Origin of the sequence: Bradyrhizobium sp. AZCC 1719, from assembly GCF_036924525.1 — a bacterium.
Taxonomy (GTDB): domain Bacteria; phylum Pseudomonadota; class Alphaproteobacteria; order Rhizobiales; family Xanthobacteraceae; genus Bradyrhizobium.
This window is the reverse complement of the sequence record NZ_JAZHRU010000001.1, coordinates 945,316-962,397: the sequence shown is the minus strand read 5'-3', so window position 1 is coordinate 962,397 and position 17,082 is coordinate 945,316. Positions and strand designations below refer to the sequence as shown.

Here is a 17,082-nt window from a genome sequence, read left to right as displayed (position 1 = left end):
GCGCCGTCCCTGAGTCCGACGACACCTGCCTGCGAGATCGAATCTCGCGACCACACAACGCCTACGGCTTCCACAGCCTCGTCCCCTGCCGGAAAATGTTCCGTCTGCCTGACGGATTGAGCCGCCAGACCGCGAGGATCTGCCAGCACAGATAAGTTTGTTGGAGCCGCGCGAGGACTAATTTAGGTCGGAAACGTGACAAAAGTAAGTTGAGCTCGCGTTAACTACAACTCACGTGACCCCTGTTTTCAAAGGGTTTGGCGCACGTTCCGCACGATAAGCAGCATGAATCGGCCACAAATGCGCCGGATTCGCCACCTGTTGCGCTGTTTTCTGCGCGTAGCGCGGGTTGTCACATTAATTACTCGTTAACCAAGTTCGTCGACTGTTAACCATTCACTAAGAAGGCGAGTCGAACATCATGGACGTCCGAGCGGATCCCACGCGTCAACTGGTCCGGCTGCGCGGCCGGTCCTATGTCGCGTTCGTATTCAGCCCTGTCGTGCCGATCGTGGAATGGCTCGCCGAGATCGACGCCACGCTGGCGCGCTCGCCTGGATACTTCGTCGGCAAGCCGATCGTGCTCGATCTCTCGGCCGTCGACCTCTCAAGCTCCGCCATCGCCCATCTCGTCGGCAGTCTCAACGAGCGCAACATCCGCGTCCTCGGCATCGAGGGTGTGGAGGAAGATCGTCTCGCGGCGAACATGCCGCCCTTGCTGACCGGCGGCCGTTCCTGCGTGATCACGCGAAGCGAGCCGACGCAGAAGTCGGAGCCCGAGCCGAAGAAGCCGACCTCGCTGCTGCTGGAGAACCCGGTACGTTCGGGCCAGTCCATCGTCTTCATGGAAGGCGATGTCACGGTTTTGGGCTCGGTCGGGTCGGGCGCGGAGATCGTCGCCGGCGGATCGATCCACATCTACGGCACGCTGCGCGGCCGTGCGATGGCCGGCGTCAACGGCAATTCGGCCGCACGGATCTATTGCCAGAGAATCGAGGCCGAGCTGCTGGCGATCGATGGCTACTACCAGACCGCAGAAGAAATCGACGTCGCGCTCCGCAACCGCCCGGCGCAAGCCTGGCTGGAGGGCGACACCATGAAAATTACCCCGCTGAATTAACCGGCTAAGGAGATCAAGTATGGCCAAGGTCCTGGTCGTTACCTCGGGCAAGGGAGGCGTTGGAAAAACCACCTCGACGGCCGCGCTCGGTGCGGCGCTTGCGCAAGGTGGGCAAAGCGTCGTGGTGGTCGATTTCGATGTCGGCCTGCGCAACCTCGATCTGGTGATGGGCGCCGAACGCCGCGTGGTGTTCGACCTCATCAACGTGGTGCAGGGTGTCGCCAAGCTGCCGCAGGCCCTGATCCGCGACAAGCGGCTGGAAAATCTCTGGCTGCTGCCGGCCTCACAGACCCGCGACAAGGATGCGCTGACCGACGAGGGCGTCGGCCGCGTCATTGGCGAGCTCAAGAGCCGGTTCGACTGGATCCTGTGCGACAGTCCCGCAGGCATCGAGCGCGGCGCCACGCTCGCCATGCGCTATGCGGACGAAGCCATCATCGTCACCAATCCCGAGGTCTCCTCGGTGCGCGATTCCGACCGCATCATCGGCATGCTCGATTCGAAAACCGTGAAGGCGGAGCGGGGCGAGCATGTGGAGAAACACGTGCTGATCACCCGATACGATCCGGCGCGCGCGGCGCGCGGCGAGATGCTCTCGATCGACGACATCCTCGAAATCCTCGCGACGCCTCTGCTCGGCATCATTCCCGAGAGCCAGGATGTCTTGAAGGCATCCAACGTCGGTACGCCGGTGACGCTGAACAACGCCGACAGCGCGCCGGCCCGCGCCTATATCGATGCCGCGCGCCGCCTGATGGGCGAAGAGGTCGCCATGGTCGTGCCGGCCGAGCGCAAGAGCTTCATGAACCGCTTGCTGGGACGGAGGGCTGCATGAGCATGAGGCTGCTGCGGCTGTTCGGCGGCCGCAACGCGACCGCCCCCGTTGCGCGGGAGCGGCTGCAGATTCTGCTGTCGCACGAGCGCGGGCTGCTCGGTCAGTCCGACTTGCTGGCCACGCTGCGGGAGGAAATCCTCGCGGTGGTGTCGAGGCACGTGGTGCTCGATCCCGACAAGGTGATGGTCAAGCTGGAGCGCGGCAAGACGGTGTCGACACTCGAAGTCGATATCGAAGTGCCCAATAATTTCGACAAGAAGGCTCCTACCGAAAGGCGCTTGGCCGGCTGAAAGGCGCGGTGCCGACCGAGCTAGTTGATCGCTACCCCACCATCCGCTCGCGGCCGGTCCAGAAGCCTGCCTTCAGCACCTTCTTGTCGACCTTGCCGACGCCGGTCATCGGCAACTCGCTAACGAACTTGATGTGCTTGGGCGCGTGCGCCGAGCCCTTCTTGGCCTTCACGAGGTTGATCAGCTCGTCCGGATTCGGTCGCGCCCCTTCGCGGGCGACGATCACGGCGGTGACGGCCTCGCCCCATTTGTCGTCGGGCACGCCGACCACGGCGACCATCGCGACGTCGGCGTGCTGCGACAAGACATCCTCGACCTCGCGCGGAAAGATGTTGAAGCCGCCGGAGACGATCATGTCCTTCTTGCGGTCGAGGATGAACATGTAGCCGCGTTCGTCCGATCGCGCGATGTCGCCGGTGTGCAGCCAACCGTTCTTCAGCGTCTCCGCGGTCGCGTCGGGCCGTTTCCAATACTCGGCCATCACATGCGTGCCGCGCACGCAGATCTCGCCGGCCTCGCCGGTTGCGACTTCCTGGTCGTCGTTGTCGAGGATCTTCACCTGGCAAGCGGCGATCGGGAATCCGCAAGACAGGAACAGCTCCGGCGTCCTGGGATCGTGGTCGGCCTTGCGCAGCACGGATACCGGATAACATTCGGTCTGGCCGTAGAGCTGCGAGAACACCGGTCCGATCCGCTCGATGCCCTCGACCAACCGGCTCGGCGACATCGCAGACGCGCCGTACAGCAAGAGTTCGAGCGAGGACAGGTCGGTCTTGTCGAGGGAGGGATGATCCAGCATGACGTAGATCATCGTCGGCACGAACAGCGTGAAATTGATCTTCTCGCGCTCGATGGTCTTGAACACGGCTTCGGGATCAAAGCCTTTCAGCATGTGCACGGTGCCGCCGCGCATCAGCGTCGGCAGCACTTTTGTCCCCGCGACATGGCTGATCGGCGCGACGGTAAGATAGCGCGGCGTATCCGGAATTTCGAAATCGGCGAGGATCGCACTGGCCCAGCCGCCGTATTCCCGGTGGTGCCGCAGCGCGCCCTTGGATTTACCGGTGGTGCCGCCGGTGTAATTGAGCGTGGCGATGTCGTCGGGTCCGGCAAAGCTGCGCGCCGTGGCGCTGCCGGCGGCTTCAATCGCCTGCAAGAGGTCGGCGCCGTAGCCGGCAGGGCCGAGCGTGAACACCGTCTTTACGCCGGTCGCTTTGGCGGCGAGTTCGTCGCCACGGTCGCGGAAGGTAACCGCGTCGACTACCAGCATCTGCGCTTCGGAATCCTCGAGCTGAAACAGTTGGTCGTCCAGCGAACCCAGTGGATGCAGCCAGGTGATCGCCAATCGCGAGAGCTGCGCGGCGACGCCGGCGCACCAGGTGTCGGCCCGGTTGGCGGTGAGAAACGCGACGCGGGTGCCGGGCTGAAAACCCAGCTTCGTGAACACGGCCTGCATGCGCCCGATCATGTCGGTCGCGCCGCGATAGGTGAGCGATCCGCCCGGCCAGGCGAACGCCGTGCGCTCCGGGTAGCGCGCCAGCGCCAGTAACGTCTGCTCGCATGCCGCCGGAAACGCGTAGAGCGGATTGCCCATCCTTCTTCCTCCTGCCTGTTTTGTAATTGGCCTTCGCTCGTGCCAATGTTGGGTAACGCTAACACAACAGGCACACTGCTCAAGCCAGGATGATGCAACCAACCGATGCTCTTGCGCGCTTTCGCGACCGCCTCAGCCTGCCGCTGATTGCGGCGCCGATGTTTCTCGTCTCCGGCGTCGAGCTGGTGGTGGCCGCCTGCCGCAACGGCGTGATTGGCTCATTTCCCACGGTGAATTGCCGCAGCCCCGAACAACTCGATCAATGGCTGACGGACATCGATGACCGGCTGAAGGAGCACTCGGATGCAAGCGGCAAGCCCGCAGCGCCTGTATGCGCCAATCTGATCGTGCATCGCTCCAATGCGCGGCTGGAGCGGGACCTGCAGGTGCTGCTGCGTCACCGGCCGGAAATAGTCATCACCTCCGTCGGCTCGCCGGCGCCGGTATTGAAGCCGTTGCGCGAGGCCGGCGCGCTGGTGTTTGCCGACGTCGCATCCATCCGCCATGCCGAACGCGCGGTCGCCGCCGGTGCCGATGGGCTGGTGCTGCTAACGGCAGGCGCGGGCGGCCAGACCGGCTGGCTCAATCCCTTCGTGTTCGTGCGCGCGGTGCGCGCCTTCTTCGATGGACCCCTGGTGCTGGCGGGCGGCATCGCGGATGGTCACGCCCTGCGCGCGGCCGAGGCGCTCGGCTGCGATCTCGCCTATATGGGTACCAAATTCATCGCCACGCGGGAGAGCATGGCGGATGCGCGCTACAAGGAGATGCTGGTTACCAGCAGCGCCGACGACATCCTGCTGACCAAGGCATTCACGGGCCTGCAGACCAACATGCTGCGCCTCTCGATCGAGGCCGCCGGCCTAGATCCGGACGATCTTCCCGAGCGGGGCGCGATCGATATCGCCAAGGATATCGACATCGGCGCGCGCGAGAGCCGCCCGAAACGCTGGAAGGATATCTGGAGCGCGGGACATTCCGTTTCGGGCGTGACGGAGATGCTTTCGGTCGACGAGATGGTTGCGCGCACAGCGGCGGAATATCGGGACGCTGCCGCGCGCCTGCGATTTAGCTAGACCACATCTGGAGCGCAAAAGGTTCCCGGCGATCCAGCCACTGCATTTCTGTGATGCAGCAATGCCAGGCGCGCCCAACGGCAAATGCCAAGAGAAAGCCGCCGCGCTGGCAAACTTCCGACACAGGATGACGGCGAAAACAGGCAATCCGACATGACGCACGCGCGAAGGCGAGACCGATTCCAGGTTTCGTCGCCGGGCGCATTTTATTCAGCGAGGCCTTCGTGTCGCACAAGCTCTTCCCCGCGATCTTGCTCATCTGCGTGCTGTTTACTTTCCCGGTTGTCGCACAGCCCGGCGCTGCGCCTGCCGCCCCTACCGATAAAGCTGACGTCCTGACGCCCGATCAGGCGAAGCGGGCGCTCGATACGCTTTCCGATGACAAGAAGCGCGCGCAAGTCATCGAGACGCTACGCGCGATCGCCAGTGCCTCGCCGCCGCCGCAAGCCACGGCCGGCGAGCCGAAATCCGCGATGCCGCTCACGGCGGACAGCCTCGGCGCACAGCTCCTGCTGACGGTATCGGAGCGGGTCGGCGAGATCTCGCGCGAGGTCGCCGATGTGGCGCGGACACTGACGGACTTTCGGGCGTTCTATTACTGGTTCGTGCGGACCGCCAACGATCCGTCCGCCTATCACCAGTTGTTCGACATCGCGTGGAAACTGGCGCTGGTGTTTCTTTGCGCCCTCGCTGCCGAGTGGCTGGTTTTCCGCCTGATCAAGCGCCCGGTGGCGCTGTTGGAAGCGCGCCTGCCGCAAACGGCGCGCGCCCCGGTGCCGACGTTGGCGGTGGCCGATCCGCCATCCTCCGTGGCTGACGTCACGGCCGCGCCCGAGCTGCATCGGCGGCGCCTCAGTCTGGCGCGCACCTGGCAGTCCCTGGTCAGGTTGCCCTTCGTGCTGGGACGGCTCGCGCTCGAATTGCTCCCGGTGCTCGTCTTTATCGGTACCGCCACGATGTTGCTGGGAACCGGGATCGGCGATCTCGCAACCACCCGGCTCGTGATCCTCGCGGTCGTCAACGCCTATGCGCTGACGCGCGGGCTGATCTGCGTGGTACGGGCGCTGGCCGGACCTTTCGGCCTGTTTCGCGTTCGTGCCGAGACCGCAGCCTATATCGAGATATGGGCGCGGCGCATCGTCACCGTCGGCGTCTCGGGCATTGCCTTCGCCAATGTGGCGTTGCTGCTGGGCTTGCATCGCGGCGGCTACATGGCGTTGCTGCGCCTGGTGATGCTGGTTGTCCATCTCTTCATCGTCGTCATTATCCTGCAGTGCCGCCGCCAGGTTGCGGATGCTATTCGCGCGCCGGCCGGCAGCGACGGCACAGCCGCCAGGGTGCGCAGCCGCGTCGCCGGCCTGTGGCACTATCTTGCGATCGCGCTCGACCTCGCCTTGTGGGCGGTGTGGGCGCTCAACATCCGCAACGGCTACGCGCTGCTGCTGCAGTATTTCGTCGGCACCGTCGCGGTTGCGCTGATCGTGCGTCTTTCCACCATGCTGGTGCTGAGCTTGATCGATCGTGGCTTCCGCATCAGCCCGGAGCTCCTGCACCGCTTCCCGGGCCTGGAGAACCGCGCCAACCGCTATCTGCCGCTGTTGCGCAACGTCATCTCGGTCGCGATCGCCTTCATCGGCTTTGTTGCGCTGCTGGAAGTCTGGGGCATCGACGCCATCGTCTGGTTCTACGGCGGCCAGATTGGCAGTCGGCTCGTGTCGGCGGTGGTCACCGTCGGCATTGCAGCACTGGCTGCTGCGGCGATCTGGGAAATCAGCAACGCGTTGCTCGACCGCAAGGTTACCGCACTGTCGCGCGAGGGTCACTACGCGCGCGCGGCGCGGCTGCGCACGTTTCAGCCGATGCTGCGAACGGCACTGTTGTGCCTCATCGTCGTCGTCGTTGGCCTCACGGCGCTCAGCGAGATCGGCGTCAATGTCGCGCCGCTGCTTGCCGGCGCCGGTATCGTCGGTATCGCCATCGGCTTCGGTTCGCAGAAACTGGTGCAGGACCTCATTACCGGGCTGTTTCTCCTGATCGAGAACACCGTCCAGGTCGGGGACAACGTCACGCTGTCGGGCCTGTCAGGGGTCGTGGAAAATGTTTCGATCCGCACTCTTCGCCTGCGCGCCGGCGACGGCTCCGTGCACATCGTGCCGTTCAGTGCGGTGACGACGATCACCAATTCAAGCCGCGGCGCCGGCAACGCCGCAGTCAGCGTCAACGTGGCCTACAAGGAAGACACCGACCGCGCCGGCCAGATCCTGAAGGACATCGTCGCCGAGATGCGGCGCGAGCCCGAATTCCAGCACCTGATCCGCGGCGATCTCGAACTGTGGGGCGTCGACAAGGTGGACGGCTCGATGGCTTCGATCGTCGGCCAGATCCGCTGCAGCGATGCCGGCCGCTGGCCGGTGCAGCGCGAATTCAACCGCCGCATGAAGCGGCGATTCCAGGAGTGCGGCGTGGAAATCGCACCCGCTAGCCAAACTATTCTGATGCAGGTTCCGGCGCCCGCCGATGCTGCCGCGAAGCCCCGGCGGGCGGCAGGCTAGTTCTTCACGCAATGTCCTCAGCGCGTGTCAACGCAGGATTCGACCAAGGATGCGCGCCGCCTGATCGATGTCCTTTTCATTCCATGCCGCAAAGCCGAGAAATAGACCCTGCTCATTGGTCTTGTGATACAGCATGCTCGATAACGGCCGGCTGGCGACGCCGGCGTCGAGCAGCCGCGAGGACAGTTGCCGGTCGTTAGCCGGTCCGCTGCACCTTGCCAGCAATTGCATGCCGCCGGCCGGGGCTTCGATCGCGAGACGGTCGCCGGCTTCAGCGGCAAGCGCCTGCAGCATGCGGTCGCGCCGGCCCTTGTAGAGGCGCGTCATCCTTCTGATGTGGCCGAGATAGGCGCCGGATGCGATGAACTCGGCCAGCGCGTCCTGCATGGTGATCGACGTCAGCATTCCCATGTGGCGCTGCGCGAGTTCGAAGTGATCAATCAGCGCTTCCGGGACGACGAGGTACCCGAAACGAATGTCCGCATACGTCGCTTTCGAAAAGGTGCCGAGATAGAACACGCGCGGCGACGTTGCGAGCCCCTGCAATGCGGCCACCGGGCGGGCCTCGTAGTGAAATTCGCCGTCGTAGTCGTCCTCGATGATGCAGGCGCCGGAGGCTTCCGCGAAACGCAGCAGTTCGAGGCGGCGGCCGATCGGCATCAGCCGCCCGGTCGGATATTGATGCGACGGCGTGACGAAGATCAGCCGCGGTGCCTCCTTGCGGGATGAAATGGCCATGCCGTTCGCGTCGAGCGGTATGGCGGAAACGATAGCGCCGGCGGCATGCAATGCGACGCTGGCGCCGCCATAGCCCGGGCTTTCGATCCAGGCGTGATCGCCGCGCTCGAGCAGCGCATCTGCGACCAGCGTCAGGCCGGATTGCGCCGTCGGCACGATCAATATCTGATCGGCCTTGGCTTTGATTCCGCGATGAACCACGAGATGGCTGAGCAGCGCTTCCTGCAGCGGTCGATGGTTGATGGGCCGGTCACGGCGTAGCGGGGCGTTTCGCGCCGCGCGCCGCAGGCAGCGGCTCCACACATCGTGCGGAAACTCGCGCTCGTCCGCCAGCCCGGGCTGAAACGGTCGCGGCCGTCCCTCATGAACAGGCGGCCAGCCCGCCCGCTGCAGGCCGCGCGCCCAGGACGACAGGCCTATCCGCTCGCTTCCGGCCCGGCTGCTTCGCGGCGACATCTTGCGGCGATCAAGCGATAGGCCCTCGGCGACCACCGGACGGCGTCCGGCGGAGAGCGAGAGATAGCCTTCCGCGGCCAATTGCTCGACTGCAAACGAGACGGTGTTGCGTGAAAGGGCGAGCGATTGCGCCAGTTGCCGGCTCGAGGGCAGGCGCTGGCCGGGCGCGAGGCGTCCTTCCGTGATGAGGTGCCGCAACTGGTCGGTGAGCTGGCGCGTCAGGGTCGCGCCGCTGTCGCGCGCCAGATGCAGCATGCCGGGCAGCAGGTCGTCCACAACTGATCCCAATAAATCGTAAAAACTGGTTCTTTCATTAGAGCCAGTTGAAAGGCTAGGCAACGCCGATCGGCTCATGACGGGACGTGTTCGAGATGGCCAGTGGACTTTCAACCCGTAGCGCGGCGGCGCTGCTTGCCGGTGTCGTGTTCGCCTGGGGGACCAACTGGCCGGTGACGAAGATGATCGTGCAGGACGTGTCTCCGTTATGGGCGACGGCGCTGCGCTGCATGATCGCCGCCGCGACGCTGGCGCCGATGTTGTGGGCGCAGGGGACGTTCATCGTGCCGAAGCGCGGCGATCTGCCGGTCGTGTTCTGCACCTCGATTCTGCACCTGGTGGCGTTTTCCGCGCTGGTGGCGGCCGGGCTGCAATTCGTGCCGGCGGGCAGGGCGATCGTGCTCGGCTATACGACGCCGCTATGGGTCGCGATCGGAGCAGCCATGTTTCTGTTGGAGCATATCACGCGCCGGCGCGTGATCGGTATCGGCTGCGGCCTGGCGGGCCTCGCGGTCATCTTCAATCCGCAGACGCTGAACTGGGGTGACCGCAACGCGCTGTTCGGCAGCGGCCTGATTCTGATTGCCGCGTTCTGCTGGGCCGCCAACATCGTCTATGTCCGCGCCCACAAATGGATCTCGACACCCTTTCAACTCGTGTTCTGGCAAGTGCTGCTGGCGGCGGCGCTGCTGTCGCTCATCGCGTGGCTCGCGGAAGGCCGGCCGCAGATCGCGTGGACAGAGCGCCTTGCCGGCCTGATGCTCTATAGCGGCATCGTCTGCACGGCATTCGCCAACTGGGCAATGACCATGGTGAACCGGAGCCTGCCGGCCGTCACCACCTCGCTGTGCCTGCTGGCGACGCCGTTGCTCGGCATCGTCAGCGCCACCGTGATGCTGAACGAGCCGCTCGAGCCGTCGCTGTTTCTGGCGATGGCGCTGATCATCGGCGGCATCGCGCTTGGCACCGTTGCCGAGCGAAGGCCGCGACGCCTGACCCACGTGAAGCCCTAGCGCTGCTGCTCCTTCTTGGGGCCGGCCTGAAAGACGCGGGGTGGATTTGTGTTGCCTTGACGTACCAGAAATGGTACGTAAGATGTGGCCAATGAAGCAATTGCCTGCTTTTTTCTACGCCCTGCCTTCCGGCCGTGAGCCGGTTCGCGATTGGCTGAAGAGCTTGTCCGCCGACGATCGTAAGATCGTCGGCGAGGACATCAAGGATGTCGAGTTCGCGTGGCCGATTGGTATGCCACTCTGCCGATCCTTGGGGCGGGGGCTGTGGGAGGTTCGCAGCACATTGACGCAAGGGCGTATTGCCCGCGTGCTGTTCTGCGAACACGAAGGCAGAATGATATTGCTGCATGCCTTCGTCAAGAAGACGCAGAAGACGCCCGCCAGCGATATGGAATTGGCGATCAAGCGAAAGAAGGAAATCGCATGAAGAAAGTGCACAGCAAGAAGGGCAGAATTGGATCGTCTTTCGATGATTTCCTAAAGGAGGATGGAATCTACGAAGGCGTGACCGCGCGGGCGATCAAGCGTGTGCTAGCGCGACAGCTCAGTGAATTGATGCAGCGTGAGGAAATTTCCAAGACTCAACTAGCCACGCGCATGAAAACAAGCCGTGCTCAACTCGATCGCCTGCTAGACCCCGAAAACGAATCCGTAACGCTTGGTACGCTGGCGCGAGCGGCGCAGGCAGTCGGGCGGCATCTGCGCATGGAGCTGGTCTGAGGGCAGCTTAATTCGCCACGAAATACCAATTCTCGTCGTAGCGCTCCAGCCGGCTCGGCGGCTTGTCGGCGAACTCGAAGAAGCTTTTGGGATCGCCGCCCGGCGGCACGTGCAGGAAGCCCGTGAAATAGTGCTTCAGGCCGCGTGAGGTCAGAAACAGCACATAGCTGCCTTGATCCGTCTCGTCGACGACGATGTCGTTGCCGACGGAAACATTGGGCTCGCGGTCGCCGAGCGCGACCAGGTTCTTGTTGTAGGAGACGTTGGGTTTCAGTTCGCCGGCTTCGACCTGCGCCACGATCCGTTCGCGGTCGGCCCGGTGCCAGCGGAAATTCTGCTGGAGAGCGACCTGGTGCAGCGGGGCGTAGGCGAGAATGGCAAGCGTCAACGCGCAGATCAGGAACGGGAGGGCGAACTTCGAGCCACTGGTTCGGATCTTGGGGAGAAGCGAAGCCGACCACACGATGCAGCCGAAGAACACCAGTGCGACCAGCGGCACGACGACAAGCAGGACGAAGCCGGACGGCCAGTCCGCCATCGACAGTTCGAACGTCGCAATCGACAGCGTGAAGGCGGAAATCGTGATCGCCGCCACCAGCGCGGCGCGAACCGATGGCCCGGTGGCGACCGACGCCGTCTGGGATGTCGCTTCAGCCATGCCGGCCTGTTCCGCTCCGCCGTTTGCTCGGGTCCCGGCGCTTGCCACCGAAGGCTTAACGCGCCGTTAACCATATCGGCCCCAACAATAGCCTCGACGATGGTCCGCCGCCACGGTGGGACCGGCGGCAAATCGAAAGGGGTAAGGAATGGATTTCGATCGGTATTTTGCCAAAACCCCGGCAACCCTCGAGGAGATCCGGCGGCGGGTAATGTTTGCGCTCGACCGGCATCCGCTGTGCCGCGGTATCGAATTCGACGTCGTCAGCATGCCGCGCAACCGCAAGTGCAACTGGACCGTCACCCTGCAGCAGGTCGCCCCCAACGCCCTGTGGGAAGCCTCCGATATCGTTGCCGATATCCAGGAGGCCTATGAACTGGCCGCAGCGGCCTGATTCTGGGGCTATTTTGGGACTTTTTCCCCATCTTTTCGATCGCGTCAGCGCGGCGATTGGCATCGTATAGCCTCAATTATCATCCAGTTTTCGGCAAAAGGGCCAAACGTCGGCGGGAATGGAGACCTTTTTGACCAAGACTATGACGATTGTCGCGCTGATCTGTTTTCTCGTGGCCGGCGCTGCCGTCATCGCCATTGTCGGCCGCGACAGCGTGCCTGCCGCCCGGTTCGAACTGGCGTCGGCGTCCTCCGTCCAGGCTCCGGTCTCGAACAAGGAAGGCAAAAAGGATCGCCTGGCGGTCCTAAGCTACGCCACCGCCGCGATTGATCCCCAGCCCAGGGATCCCGCGCTGAACGAATCGCTGCGCCGGGCCTATGCCTCGACGTCATCAGTCGATATGGCCATGCCGAAGGAAATCGCGGCTCCCACCGTCGCGCCCACGACGTCCACCGCCGCGCCGAGTACGGCACCGCTGCCGGTGCCTGCGCCCGTCAAGCCCAAGGCCGCAGCCAAGCCCCAGCCGCAGAAGAGCTACACGCTATTGAGCGATGGCCAGATCGCCGGCATCAAGGACCGCCTGAAACTGACGGCGTCGCAGGAGTACTACTGGCCGCCGGTGGAGACTGCGCTGCGCGCCGTCGCCCGCAAGATTCATGCAGGCCGGCAGGCCAACCCGAACGCGACGGGCGTGCCGATCGATCCCGAATCCGCGGAAGTCCAGCAATTGAAATCGGCGGCGATGCCGCTGCTGTTCCAGTTGCGTGAGGACCAGAAGAGCGAAGTGCGCTCGCTTGCCCGCATCATCGGGCTGGAAAAAGTCGCGGCAATGATCTGAGCGGCGATCTGCATCGGCCGCTGGTTCCGCCCGTCTTACACACACATCCGCACCGGAACATCACTCTACCCCACGCGTTGCCCGCGTGGATGAGGGAGTTTGCCGATGCGCGCATCAACCGCCTTTTTTGCGGGGGCAGGAACCGTGGTCGTCGCGGTCGCCGCCGGTCTCGGCGGCGGATACCTGGCTGCCAACATCGTCAGCCCGCCGACGCATGTGATCTCGAAACTGGAACGCCGGATGTCAGCGGAGGCGATACCCGTCTCGACGGAGCCATCGGAACCGGTGCCCTACGTCGCGGCGACGGCGGCTGCGGCCAATACCGCGCCCGCCCAGGAGCAGCCGCAAACGCAGCCCCAACAGACGCAGCCACAGCCCCAAACGCAACCACAGCCGCAAACGGCGGCGGCGCCGCCGCCCGCCAACAATGTTGAAGAGAAGACGGCCAATAACGCAGCGGCCGCTCAACCTGTACCGCCACCGCCGAAGCCCTCGAAGCCCGCCGAACAGGCCAGCGAAAAGACGGCTGCGCCGGAGAAAACTGCTGCGCCCCAGGAGGCGTTTGCGAGGGCGCGTGATGCCGATCTCAAACGGGCTGCCGCCGAACAGCGGCGCGCCGAGCGGCGCCAGCGCTGGGCCGACAAGCGCCGCTTCCAGCAGCCACGCGAGCAGGACCTCGAGGCGGTCGAGACGCAGGTCCGGGAAGCAACCGAGCCGCGGCGCATCATCATCCGCGAAGAAGCGTTCGCTGGCGAGCCGGCACGGATCGAAATGCCCCGGATCAGGCTGTTCGATCAGGATTGATCGATCGTTTACTTCGAACGGGGTATCCGTGTCCCGGACGTGGTGCAGCGTGAAACGCTGCACCACAGAGCCTGGACCCACGTGTCGGACCCAAGTTGTCGCGGCACATGGACTCAGCTAGCCGCCGCACGTCTTAGCCGCCGCGCGATTCCACCACCTTGCGGCAGCCATCCGACAGCTTCGTCTTGTTCGCTTTCAGGCAGGCATTCATCTGCGGCGGCTTGCCGATATGTTCGGCGCAGAATTTTCCGGCATCCGAACGGCAGGCCATCTGCTCCTGGGGAGTGGGGCCGGATTGCGCCTGCGCCAGCGAGCCGGCGCCGAGCGACAGGATCAGGGCTGCGGCCGCGACATGGATTGATTTCATCGTGGATCACCTTTTGACGAGAATGGGAGATTGAAAGCGCGCGAAAACTCGTCGAGCTTGCGCCGGCGGTCCATGCCATGTTCATGGCGTCGGAAGCGGGCCGCAAATCGCCCCGCGCGCACTCACACCATTTTCATGGGATGTTGCCGGGCATCTCGATGGACCATGTACATCTCGCGTCGGCTGCGGTGACCGATCGGGCACATCGCAAAGAGCTGCACGCCCAATTCGGGAGAGATGACACATGTTGAAGAAGACAGGTTGGCTGAGCGCAGGTCTGACGCTCGCGGCGTTTTCGGCCGTGGCGTCCTTTGCAGTCGGCGGCGTAAGCTCTGCCCAGGCTGCAGTGGTTTATTGCAAGACGGTTGGCGTGCCGAAGGGCTGCGTCGCGCGTCCGACGCCGGTCGCGGCGGCTGCGGTCGTGACGCCGGCCGTTGGCGTTGCCCGTGTCGGCGTCGGCGCTGTGGGCGTCGGAGCTCGGGGCGTCGGCGTTCGTCCCGGCACGCCGATGAACCGCGGTGGCCCGGTCAACCGCGTTGGTCGCCGCTGAGGTAGAACGTGCTAATTGTAGTGCGTCCCAGCTTCCCAGGCCCCTCATCCTGAGGAGCCCGCAGAGCGGGCGTCTCGAAGGATGTAGGCCACAGACGGGCTTCATGGTTCGAGACGCGCTTCGCGCTCCTCACCATGAGGGTCCACGACTCAGCAATGCTAACCGGCAGCGCCGTCGCTGTCGGGAAAGCGGTGGGGCAAGGTCAGCCTCACGCGCGTACCTTTGTGAGTCCCTTGGGCGCAGGAGCTCAGTTCCAGCTCCGCGCCGCAGCGCGCGGCACGGCTTCGCATGTTGCGCAGGCCGCGCGCCGTTTTCGCTGCTCCGGCGGCTCCGCCGTCAGGCGTGATCTCAAACCCCCTGCCGTCATCCTCGACGGTGATGCAGCCGCGCTCGAGGCCGTCGGCGCTGGCCAGCGTCTCGATCCTCACCGTAATGCGCCGTGCCTCGGCGTGCTTGACCGCATTGGTCACCGCTTCATCCAACAGCCGCACGATCTGGATGACGTGCCACGGCCGCAGTTCGGGATGAACCGGCAGGCCCTGCGCCGTGACCGCCCGCCAGTCCAGCGCGATGTCATGCGGACGAAGCTGCGCCATGGCGCGCTCGCGCCATGAGCCGAGCGCCAGCATCAGATCGCCGCCGATGTCGTCCATGGAGTCGATGACGAGGCGCAAATCCTTCAGCGCCGCGCGGGCCGCATCGCCGATCCCCGCGCTGCCATTGCCGCGCTCGCTGAGCGCCACGATGCTCACGAGCTGGCCGCCGAGCCCGTCATGCAGGTCGCGCATCAGGCGCGTGCGCTCCCGCGCCAGCGCCGCGGCGCGGGCGCGCTCCTCCTCGCGGGCGAAACTGGCCTTCAGCTTCTCCTCCGCCTCGCGCACCTGGGTGACGAGGCGGCCGGCAAAGCCGTCGACCTGGTTCAGCGCCCGGGCGAACCGCCAGGTGAGCCCCGCGCCGATCGCGACCAGCATCGCCGAATAGGACAACCGCGCGGTGAAGATGCGGTTGGGCATCATCTGAAACACCGAGAGCAGGTCGACGATCCAGCAGGTCAGCATGATCGTGACCGCGCAGCCGAGCAGGAAGCTCGCGACGTTCTGCCGTTGCAGCGCCGATCGCGCGGTAACGACGGCCATAATGAGAAGGGAGATGCCGACCATCGGTACGGCGAGAATCAGGAAGAGGGCGCGCACCAGCGCCTGATTTCCGAACAGGCCGGCCAGCGCCAAGGCGATGCCCGGAATGAAGATGATCCAGGCGTAGCGCTGCCACTTCCAGCCCGAGAGCAGCAGCGCAAAGACCAGCACCAGTGCGCTTTCGATCGGCGCGGAGGAAATCAGGATCACATTGAACCTGGAAAACGGCGTCTCGCCCATCGGCGTTTGCAGGAACGCCTGGCCGACACCCACGGCCATCGCCGCCGCCAGGACGCCGTAGGCCGGTTCGTGGCGACGCATCACCCACATGATGCCGAGGATGACCGCCAGAATCGCCTGCCAGGATGAGAACACCACCGGCAATGTCACGAACACCAGCGTTCTCAGATTGTAGGTCGGGCGCAACTCTTCGTCCGGGCCGACCCAGATGCGATCGAGAAAACCTGTGATCGGACCCCAGATGAACAGCCGGATCGAGATGGCGTTGTCGCCATCGCGCAGCACCGAAGCGGGGATCACCGCAATCGCCGGCGTGTTGCGGTCGGGCCGGTTGGCGGCGGGATCGCGCCGGCTATCGAGGATCACGACATCGTTGACGGTAACCTCGACGCCGTTGGTGAAGCGCGGCAGGAACACCGACCAGGCCCGCGAGGCCTCGCCGGCCGGGTGGACGAAGTGTCCCCTGAAGCGGGGCGGATCGTTCATTGCATTCCGCAACGGGGAGAAGTACGGCAGCGTCACCGCCCGCTCGGCGCCGGCTTCGGTGAGCTGAAAGGCCGTCACCTGATACTGCGCGGGAGGTCCGGGCAGCGATTGCAGAAGCACCGCGACGCCGGCGACGGCGATCACCGCCTGCAGCAGCAGATACTGGATGAGACGGGACGATCGCAGCCGACGCCGCACGCGGCCGGGCAGCTCCGGTTGCACGTCGTCGCCGTGATCGTTCACAACTTGATCAAGCCTTGCTGGACCGCCTCGAACACCGCCTCGCCCCGGGTATGAACCTCGAGCTTACGATAGATGCTCTTGATATGCCCGGGCACGGTTTGGCGCGACAGGCCGAGATGGCTGGCGATCTCGGCGTAGCTAAAGCCCTTGGCGATGCCCCAGAGAATGTCGATTTCGCGCGGCGTCAGTTTGGCGGTGTTGAGTACTGGGCCGGGCGGCGGCTCCGGCGTGCTCTGGGTTCGCCGCACGATGAAACGCGCGATCGAGGCCGAGATCGGCGAATGGCCGGCGACGAGGTCGCGCACGGTGGCGGCGATGTCGGTCGGGAATGCGTCCTTGAGCAGATAGCCTGTCGCGCCGACCGTGATCGCCGAAATCACGCTTTCCTCATCGCCGAGAATCGAGATCACCATGATCTCGGTATCGGGAAAGCGCCGGCGGGTCTCGCGGATCAGGTCGACGCCATGGCCGTCCGGCAACTGAAGATCGGTCAACAGCACCTTTGGCGCGCCCTGCGCGAGACAGGCGCGGGCTTCCGCGAGCGTGCCCGCGGCCCTGACCTGGTACCCGGCCTTGGCGAGCGCGTCCTGCAGCCGCCACAGCGTCGGCGCGTCGTCCTCGACCAGCACCACCGTGATGGCTTCCGCCTTGGGCCCGTCGCTCAATGAATTCATCTGAAAACTCCGGCTGCCTGTCCCT

The 17,082-nt window shown here is 64.6% G+C and carries 18 protein-coding genes; 12 read left to right on the top strand and 6 right to left on the bottom strand.

The genetic code is table 11. The features are described from left to right. The first annotated feature begins 421 nt into the window (after positions 1–421). Genes minC through minE form a run of 3 tightly spaced genes read left to right on the top strand, consistent with a single transcriptional unit; the run spans position 422 to position 2,245 of the window. On the top strand, positions 422–1,120 hold the full coding sequence (gene minC, locus V1292_RS04615) for a septum site-determining protein MinC (RefSeq protein ID WP_334370621.1): 699 nt from the start codon (positions 422–424) through the stop codon (positions 1,118–1,120). A 19-nt stretch (positions 1,121–1,139) separates the two neighbouring features. Then, positions 1,140–1,955, top strand: coding sequence for a septum site-determining protein MinD (gene minD, locus V1292_RS04610; RefSeq protein ID WP_334370620.1), 816 nt, complete (start codon positions 1,140–1,142; stop codon positions 1,953–1,955). After that, positions 1,952–2,245 (top strand): cell division topological specificity factor MinE, encoded by a 294-nt coding sequence (gene minE / locus V1292_RS04605; protein ID WP_334370618.1) that lies wholly within the window; start codon positions 1,952–1,954, stop codon positions 2,243–2,245. Before minD ends, minE begins: the two co-directional genes overlap by 4 nt. 31 nt (positions 2,246–2,276) lie before the next feature. Here the strand turns inward: minE and V1292_RS04600 are convergent, their stop codons facing one another. Next, on the bottom strand, positions 2,277–3,839 hold the full coding sequence (locus V1292_RS04600) for an AMP-binding protein (protein WP_334370616.1): 1,563 nt from the start codon (positions 3,837–3,839) through the stop codon (positions 2,277–2,279). 92 nt (positions 3,840–3,931) lie between these two features. Between V1292_RS04600 and V1292_RS04595 the strand changes: the two genes are divergently transcribed. Further along, positions 3,932–4,912, top strand: coding sequence for an NAD(P)H-dependent flavin oxidoreductase (locus tag V1292_RS04595; RefSeq protein ID WP_334376939.1), 981 nt, complete (start codon positions 3,932–3,934; stop codon positions 4,910–4,912). A gap of 224 nt (positions 4,913–5,136) precedes the next feature. Next, on the top strand, positions 5,137–7,464 hold the full coding sequence (locus tag V1292_RS04590) for a mechanosensitive ion channel domain-containing protein (protein ID WP_334370615.1): 2,328 nt from the start codon (positions 5,137–5,139) through the stop codon (positions 7,462–7,464). Positions 7,465–7,491: 27 nt separating this feature from the next. On the opposite strand, the gene pdxR is transcribed toward V1292_RS04590, so the two are convergent. Beyond that, on the bottom strand, positions 7,492–8,934 hold the full coding sequence (pdxR, locus tag V1292_RS04585; RefSeq protein ID WP_334370613.1) for a MocR-like pyridoxine biosynthesis transcription factor PdxR: 1,443 nt from the start codon (positions 8,932–8,934) through the stop codon (positions 7,492–7,494). Between the two features lie 95 nt (positions 8,935–9,029). Between pdxR and V1292_RS04580 the strand changes: the two genes are divergently transcribed. From V1292_RS04580 to V1292_RS04570, 3 genes are all read left to right on the top strand, one after another. Then, positions 9,030–9,947: a DMT family transporter gene (locus tag V1292_RS04580; RefSeq protein WP_334370611.1), complete on the top strand. Its 918-nt coding sequence runs from the start codon at positions 9,030–9,032 to the stop codon at positions 9,945–9,947. 91 nt (positions 9,948–10,038) lie between these two features. Next, positions 10,039–10,374: a type II toxin-antitoxin system RelE/ParE family toxin gene (locus V1292_RS04575; protein ID WP_334370609.1), complete on the top strand. Its 336-nt coding sequence runs from the start codon at positions 10,039–10,041 to the stop codon at positions 10,372–10,374. Beyond that, positions 10,371–10,667 (top strand): helix-turn-helix domain-containing protein, encoded by a 297-nt coding sequence (locus V1292_RS04570; RefSeq protein ID WP_334370607.1) that lies wholly within the window; start codon positions 10,371–10,373, stop codon positions 10,665–10,667. The genes V1292_RS04575 and V1292_RS04570 overlap by 4 nt, the downstream gene beginning before the upstream one ends. 7 nt (positions 10,668–10,674) lie before the next feature. On the opposite strand, the gene V1292_RS04565 is transcribed toward V1292_RS04570, so the two are convergent. Then, positions 10,675–11,325, bottom strand: coding sequence for a hypothetical protein (locus tag V1292_RS04565; protein WP_334370605.1), 651 nt, complete (start codon positions 11,323–11,325; stop codon positions 10,675–10,677). A 148-nt stretch (positions 11,326–11,473) separates the two neighbouring features. Between V1292_RS04565 and V1292_RS04560 the strand changes: the two genes are divergently transcribed. The 3 genes from V1292_RS04560 (at position 11,474) to V1292_RS04550 (ending at position 13,361) form a co-directional block, all read left to right on the top strand. Then, positions 11,474–11,719 (top strand): hypothetical protein, encoded by a 246-nt coding sequence (locus V1292_RS04560; RefSeq protein WP_213246544.1) that lies wholly within the window; start codon positions 11,474–11,476, stop codon positions 11,717–11,719. Positions 11,720–11,849: 130 nt separating this feature from the next. Next, positions 11,850–12,557 (top strand): hypothetical protein, encoded by a 708-nt coding sequence (locus V1292_RS04555; protein WP_334370602.1) that lies wholly within the window; start codon positions 11,850–11,852, stop codon positions 12,555–12,557. A 105-nt stretch (positions 12,558–12,662) separates the two neighbouring features. Next, the gene (locus V1292_RS04550; protein WP_334370601.1) at positions 12,663–13,361 is read left to right on the top strand and encodes a hypothetical protein; all 699 of its coding nucleotides are present in this window, start codon (positions 12,663–12,665) and stop codon (positions 13,359–13,361) included. 133 nt (positions 13,362–13,494) lie between these two features. Here the strand turns inward: V1292_RS04550 and V1292_RS04545 are convergent, their stop codons facing one another. Further along, complete coding sequence (locus tag V1292_RS04545; protein ID WP_334370599.1) at positions 13,495–13,728, bottom strand: cysteine rich repeat-containing protein; 234 nt, start codon at positions 13,726–13,728, stop codon at positions 13,495–13,497. 244 nt (positions 13,729–13,972) lie between these two features. Here V1292_RS04545 and V1292_RS04540 point away from each other — a divergent pair, with 244 nt between their 5' ends. Then, positions 13,973–14,278 carry a hypothetical protein gene (locus V1292_RS04540; protein ID WP_065731710.1) on the top strand — a complete coding sequence of 102 codons (306 nt, stop codon included), beginning with the start codon at positions 13,973–13,975 and terminating at the stop codon, positions 14,276–14,278. Between the two features lie 158 nt (positions 14,279–14,436). On the opposite strand, the gene V1292_RS04535 is transcribed toward V1292_RS04540, so the two are convergent. Continuing rightward, positions 14,437–16,383: a sensor histidine kinase gene (locus tag V1292_RS04535; RefSeq protein WP_334370597.1), complete on the bottom strand. Its 1,947-nt coding sequence runs from the start codon at positions 16,381–16,383 to the stop codon at positions 14,437–14,439. Next, complete coding sequence (locus tag V1292_RS04530) at positions 16,380–17,057, bottom strand: response regulator (protein ID WP_057844358.1); 678 nt, start codon at positions 17,055–17,057, stop codon at positions 16,380–16,382. The genes V1292_RS04535 and V1292_RS04530 overlap by 4 nt, the downstream gene beginning before the upstream one ends. Between the last annotated feature and the right edge of the window lie 25 nt (positions 17,058–17,082).

Bases quoted from the DNA above. Each gene is read 5' to 3' on its own strand.
- minE (WP_334370618.1), top strand. From the start codon at position 1,952: ATGAGCATGAGGCTGCTGCGGCTGTTCGGCGGCCGCAACGCGACCGCC.
- V1292_RS04575 (WP_334370609.1), top strand. From the start codon at position 10,039: ATGAAGCAATTGCCTGCTTTTTTCTACGCCCTGCCTTCCGGCCGTGAG.
- minC (WP_334370621.1), top strand. From the start codon at position 422: ATGGACGTCCGAGCGGATCCCACGCGTCAACTGGTCCGGCTGCGCGGC.
- V1292_RS04545 (WP_334370599.1), bottom strand. From the start codon at position 13,728: ATGAAATCAATCCATGTCGCGGCCGCAGCCCTGATCCTGTCGCTCGGC.
- V1292_RS04600 (WP_334370616.1), bottom strand. From the start codon at position 3,839: ATGGGCAATCCGCTCTACGCGTTTCCGGCGGCATGCGAGCAGACGTTA.
- minD (WP_334370620.1), top strand. From the start codon at position 1,140: ATGGCCAAGGTCCTGGTCGTTACCTCGGGCAAGGGAGGCGTTGGAAAA.
- V1292_RS04570 (WP_334370607.1), top strand. From the start codon at position 10,371: ATGAAGAAAGTGCACAGCAAGAAGGGCAGAATTGGATCGTCTTTCGAT.
- V1292_RS04580 (WP_334370611.1), top strand. From the start codon at position 9,030: ATGGCCAGTGGACTTTCAACCCGTAGCGCGGCGGCGCTGCTTGCCGGT.
- V1292_RS04595 (WP_334376939.1), top strand. From the start codon at position 3,932: ATGCAACCAACCGATGCTCTTGCGCGCTTTCGCGACCGCCTCAGCCTG.
- V1292_RS04540 (WP_065731710.1), top strand. From the start codon at position 13,973: ATGTTGAAGAAGACAGGTTGGCTGAGCGCAGGTCTGACGCTCGCGGCG.
- V1292_RS04565 (WP_334370605.1), bottom strand. From the start codon at position 11,325: ATGGCTGAAGCGACATCCCAGACGGCGTCGGTCGCCACCGGGCCATCG.
- V1292_RS04550 (WP_334370601.1), top strand. From the start codon at position 12,663: ATGCGCGCATCAACCGCCTTTTTTGCGGGGGCAGGAACCGTGGTCGTC.
- V1292_RS04530 (WP_057844358.1), bottom strand. From the start codon at position 17,057: ATGAATTCATTGAGCGACGGGCCCAAGGCGGAAGCCATCACGGTGGTG.
- V1292_RS04560 (WP_213246544.1), top strand. From the start codon at position 11,474: ATGGATTTCGATCGGTATTTTGCCAAAACCCCGGCAACCCTCGAGGAG.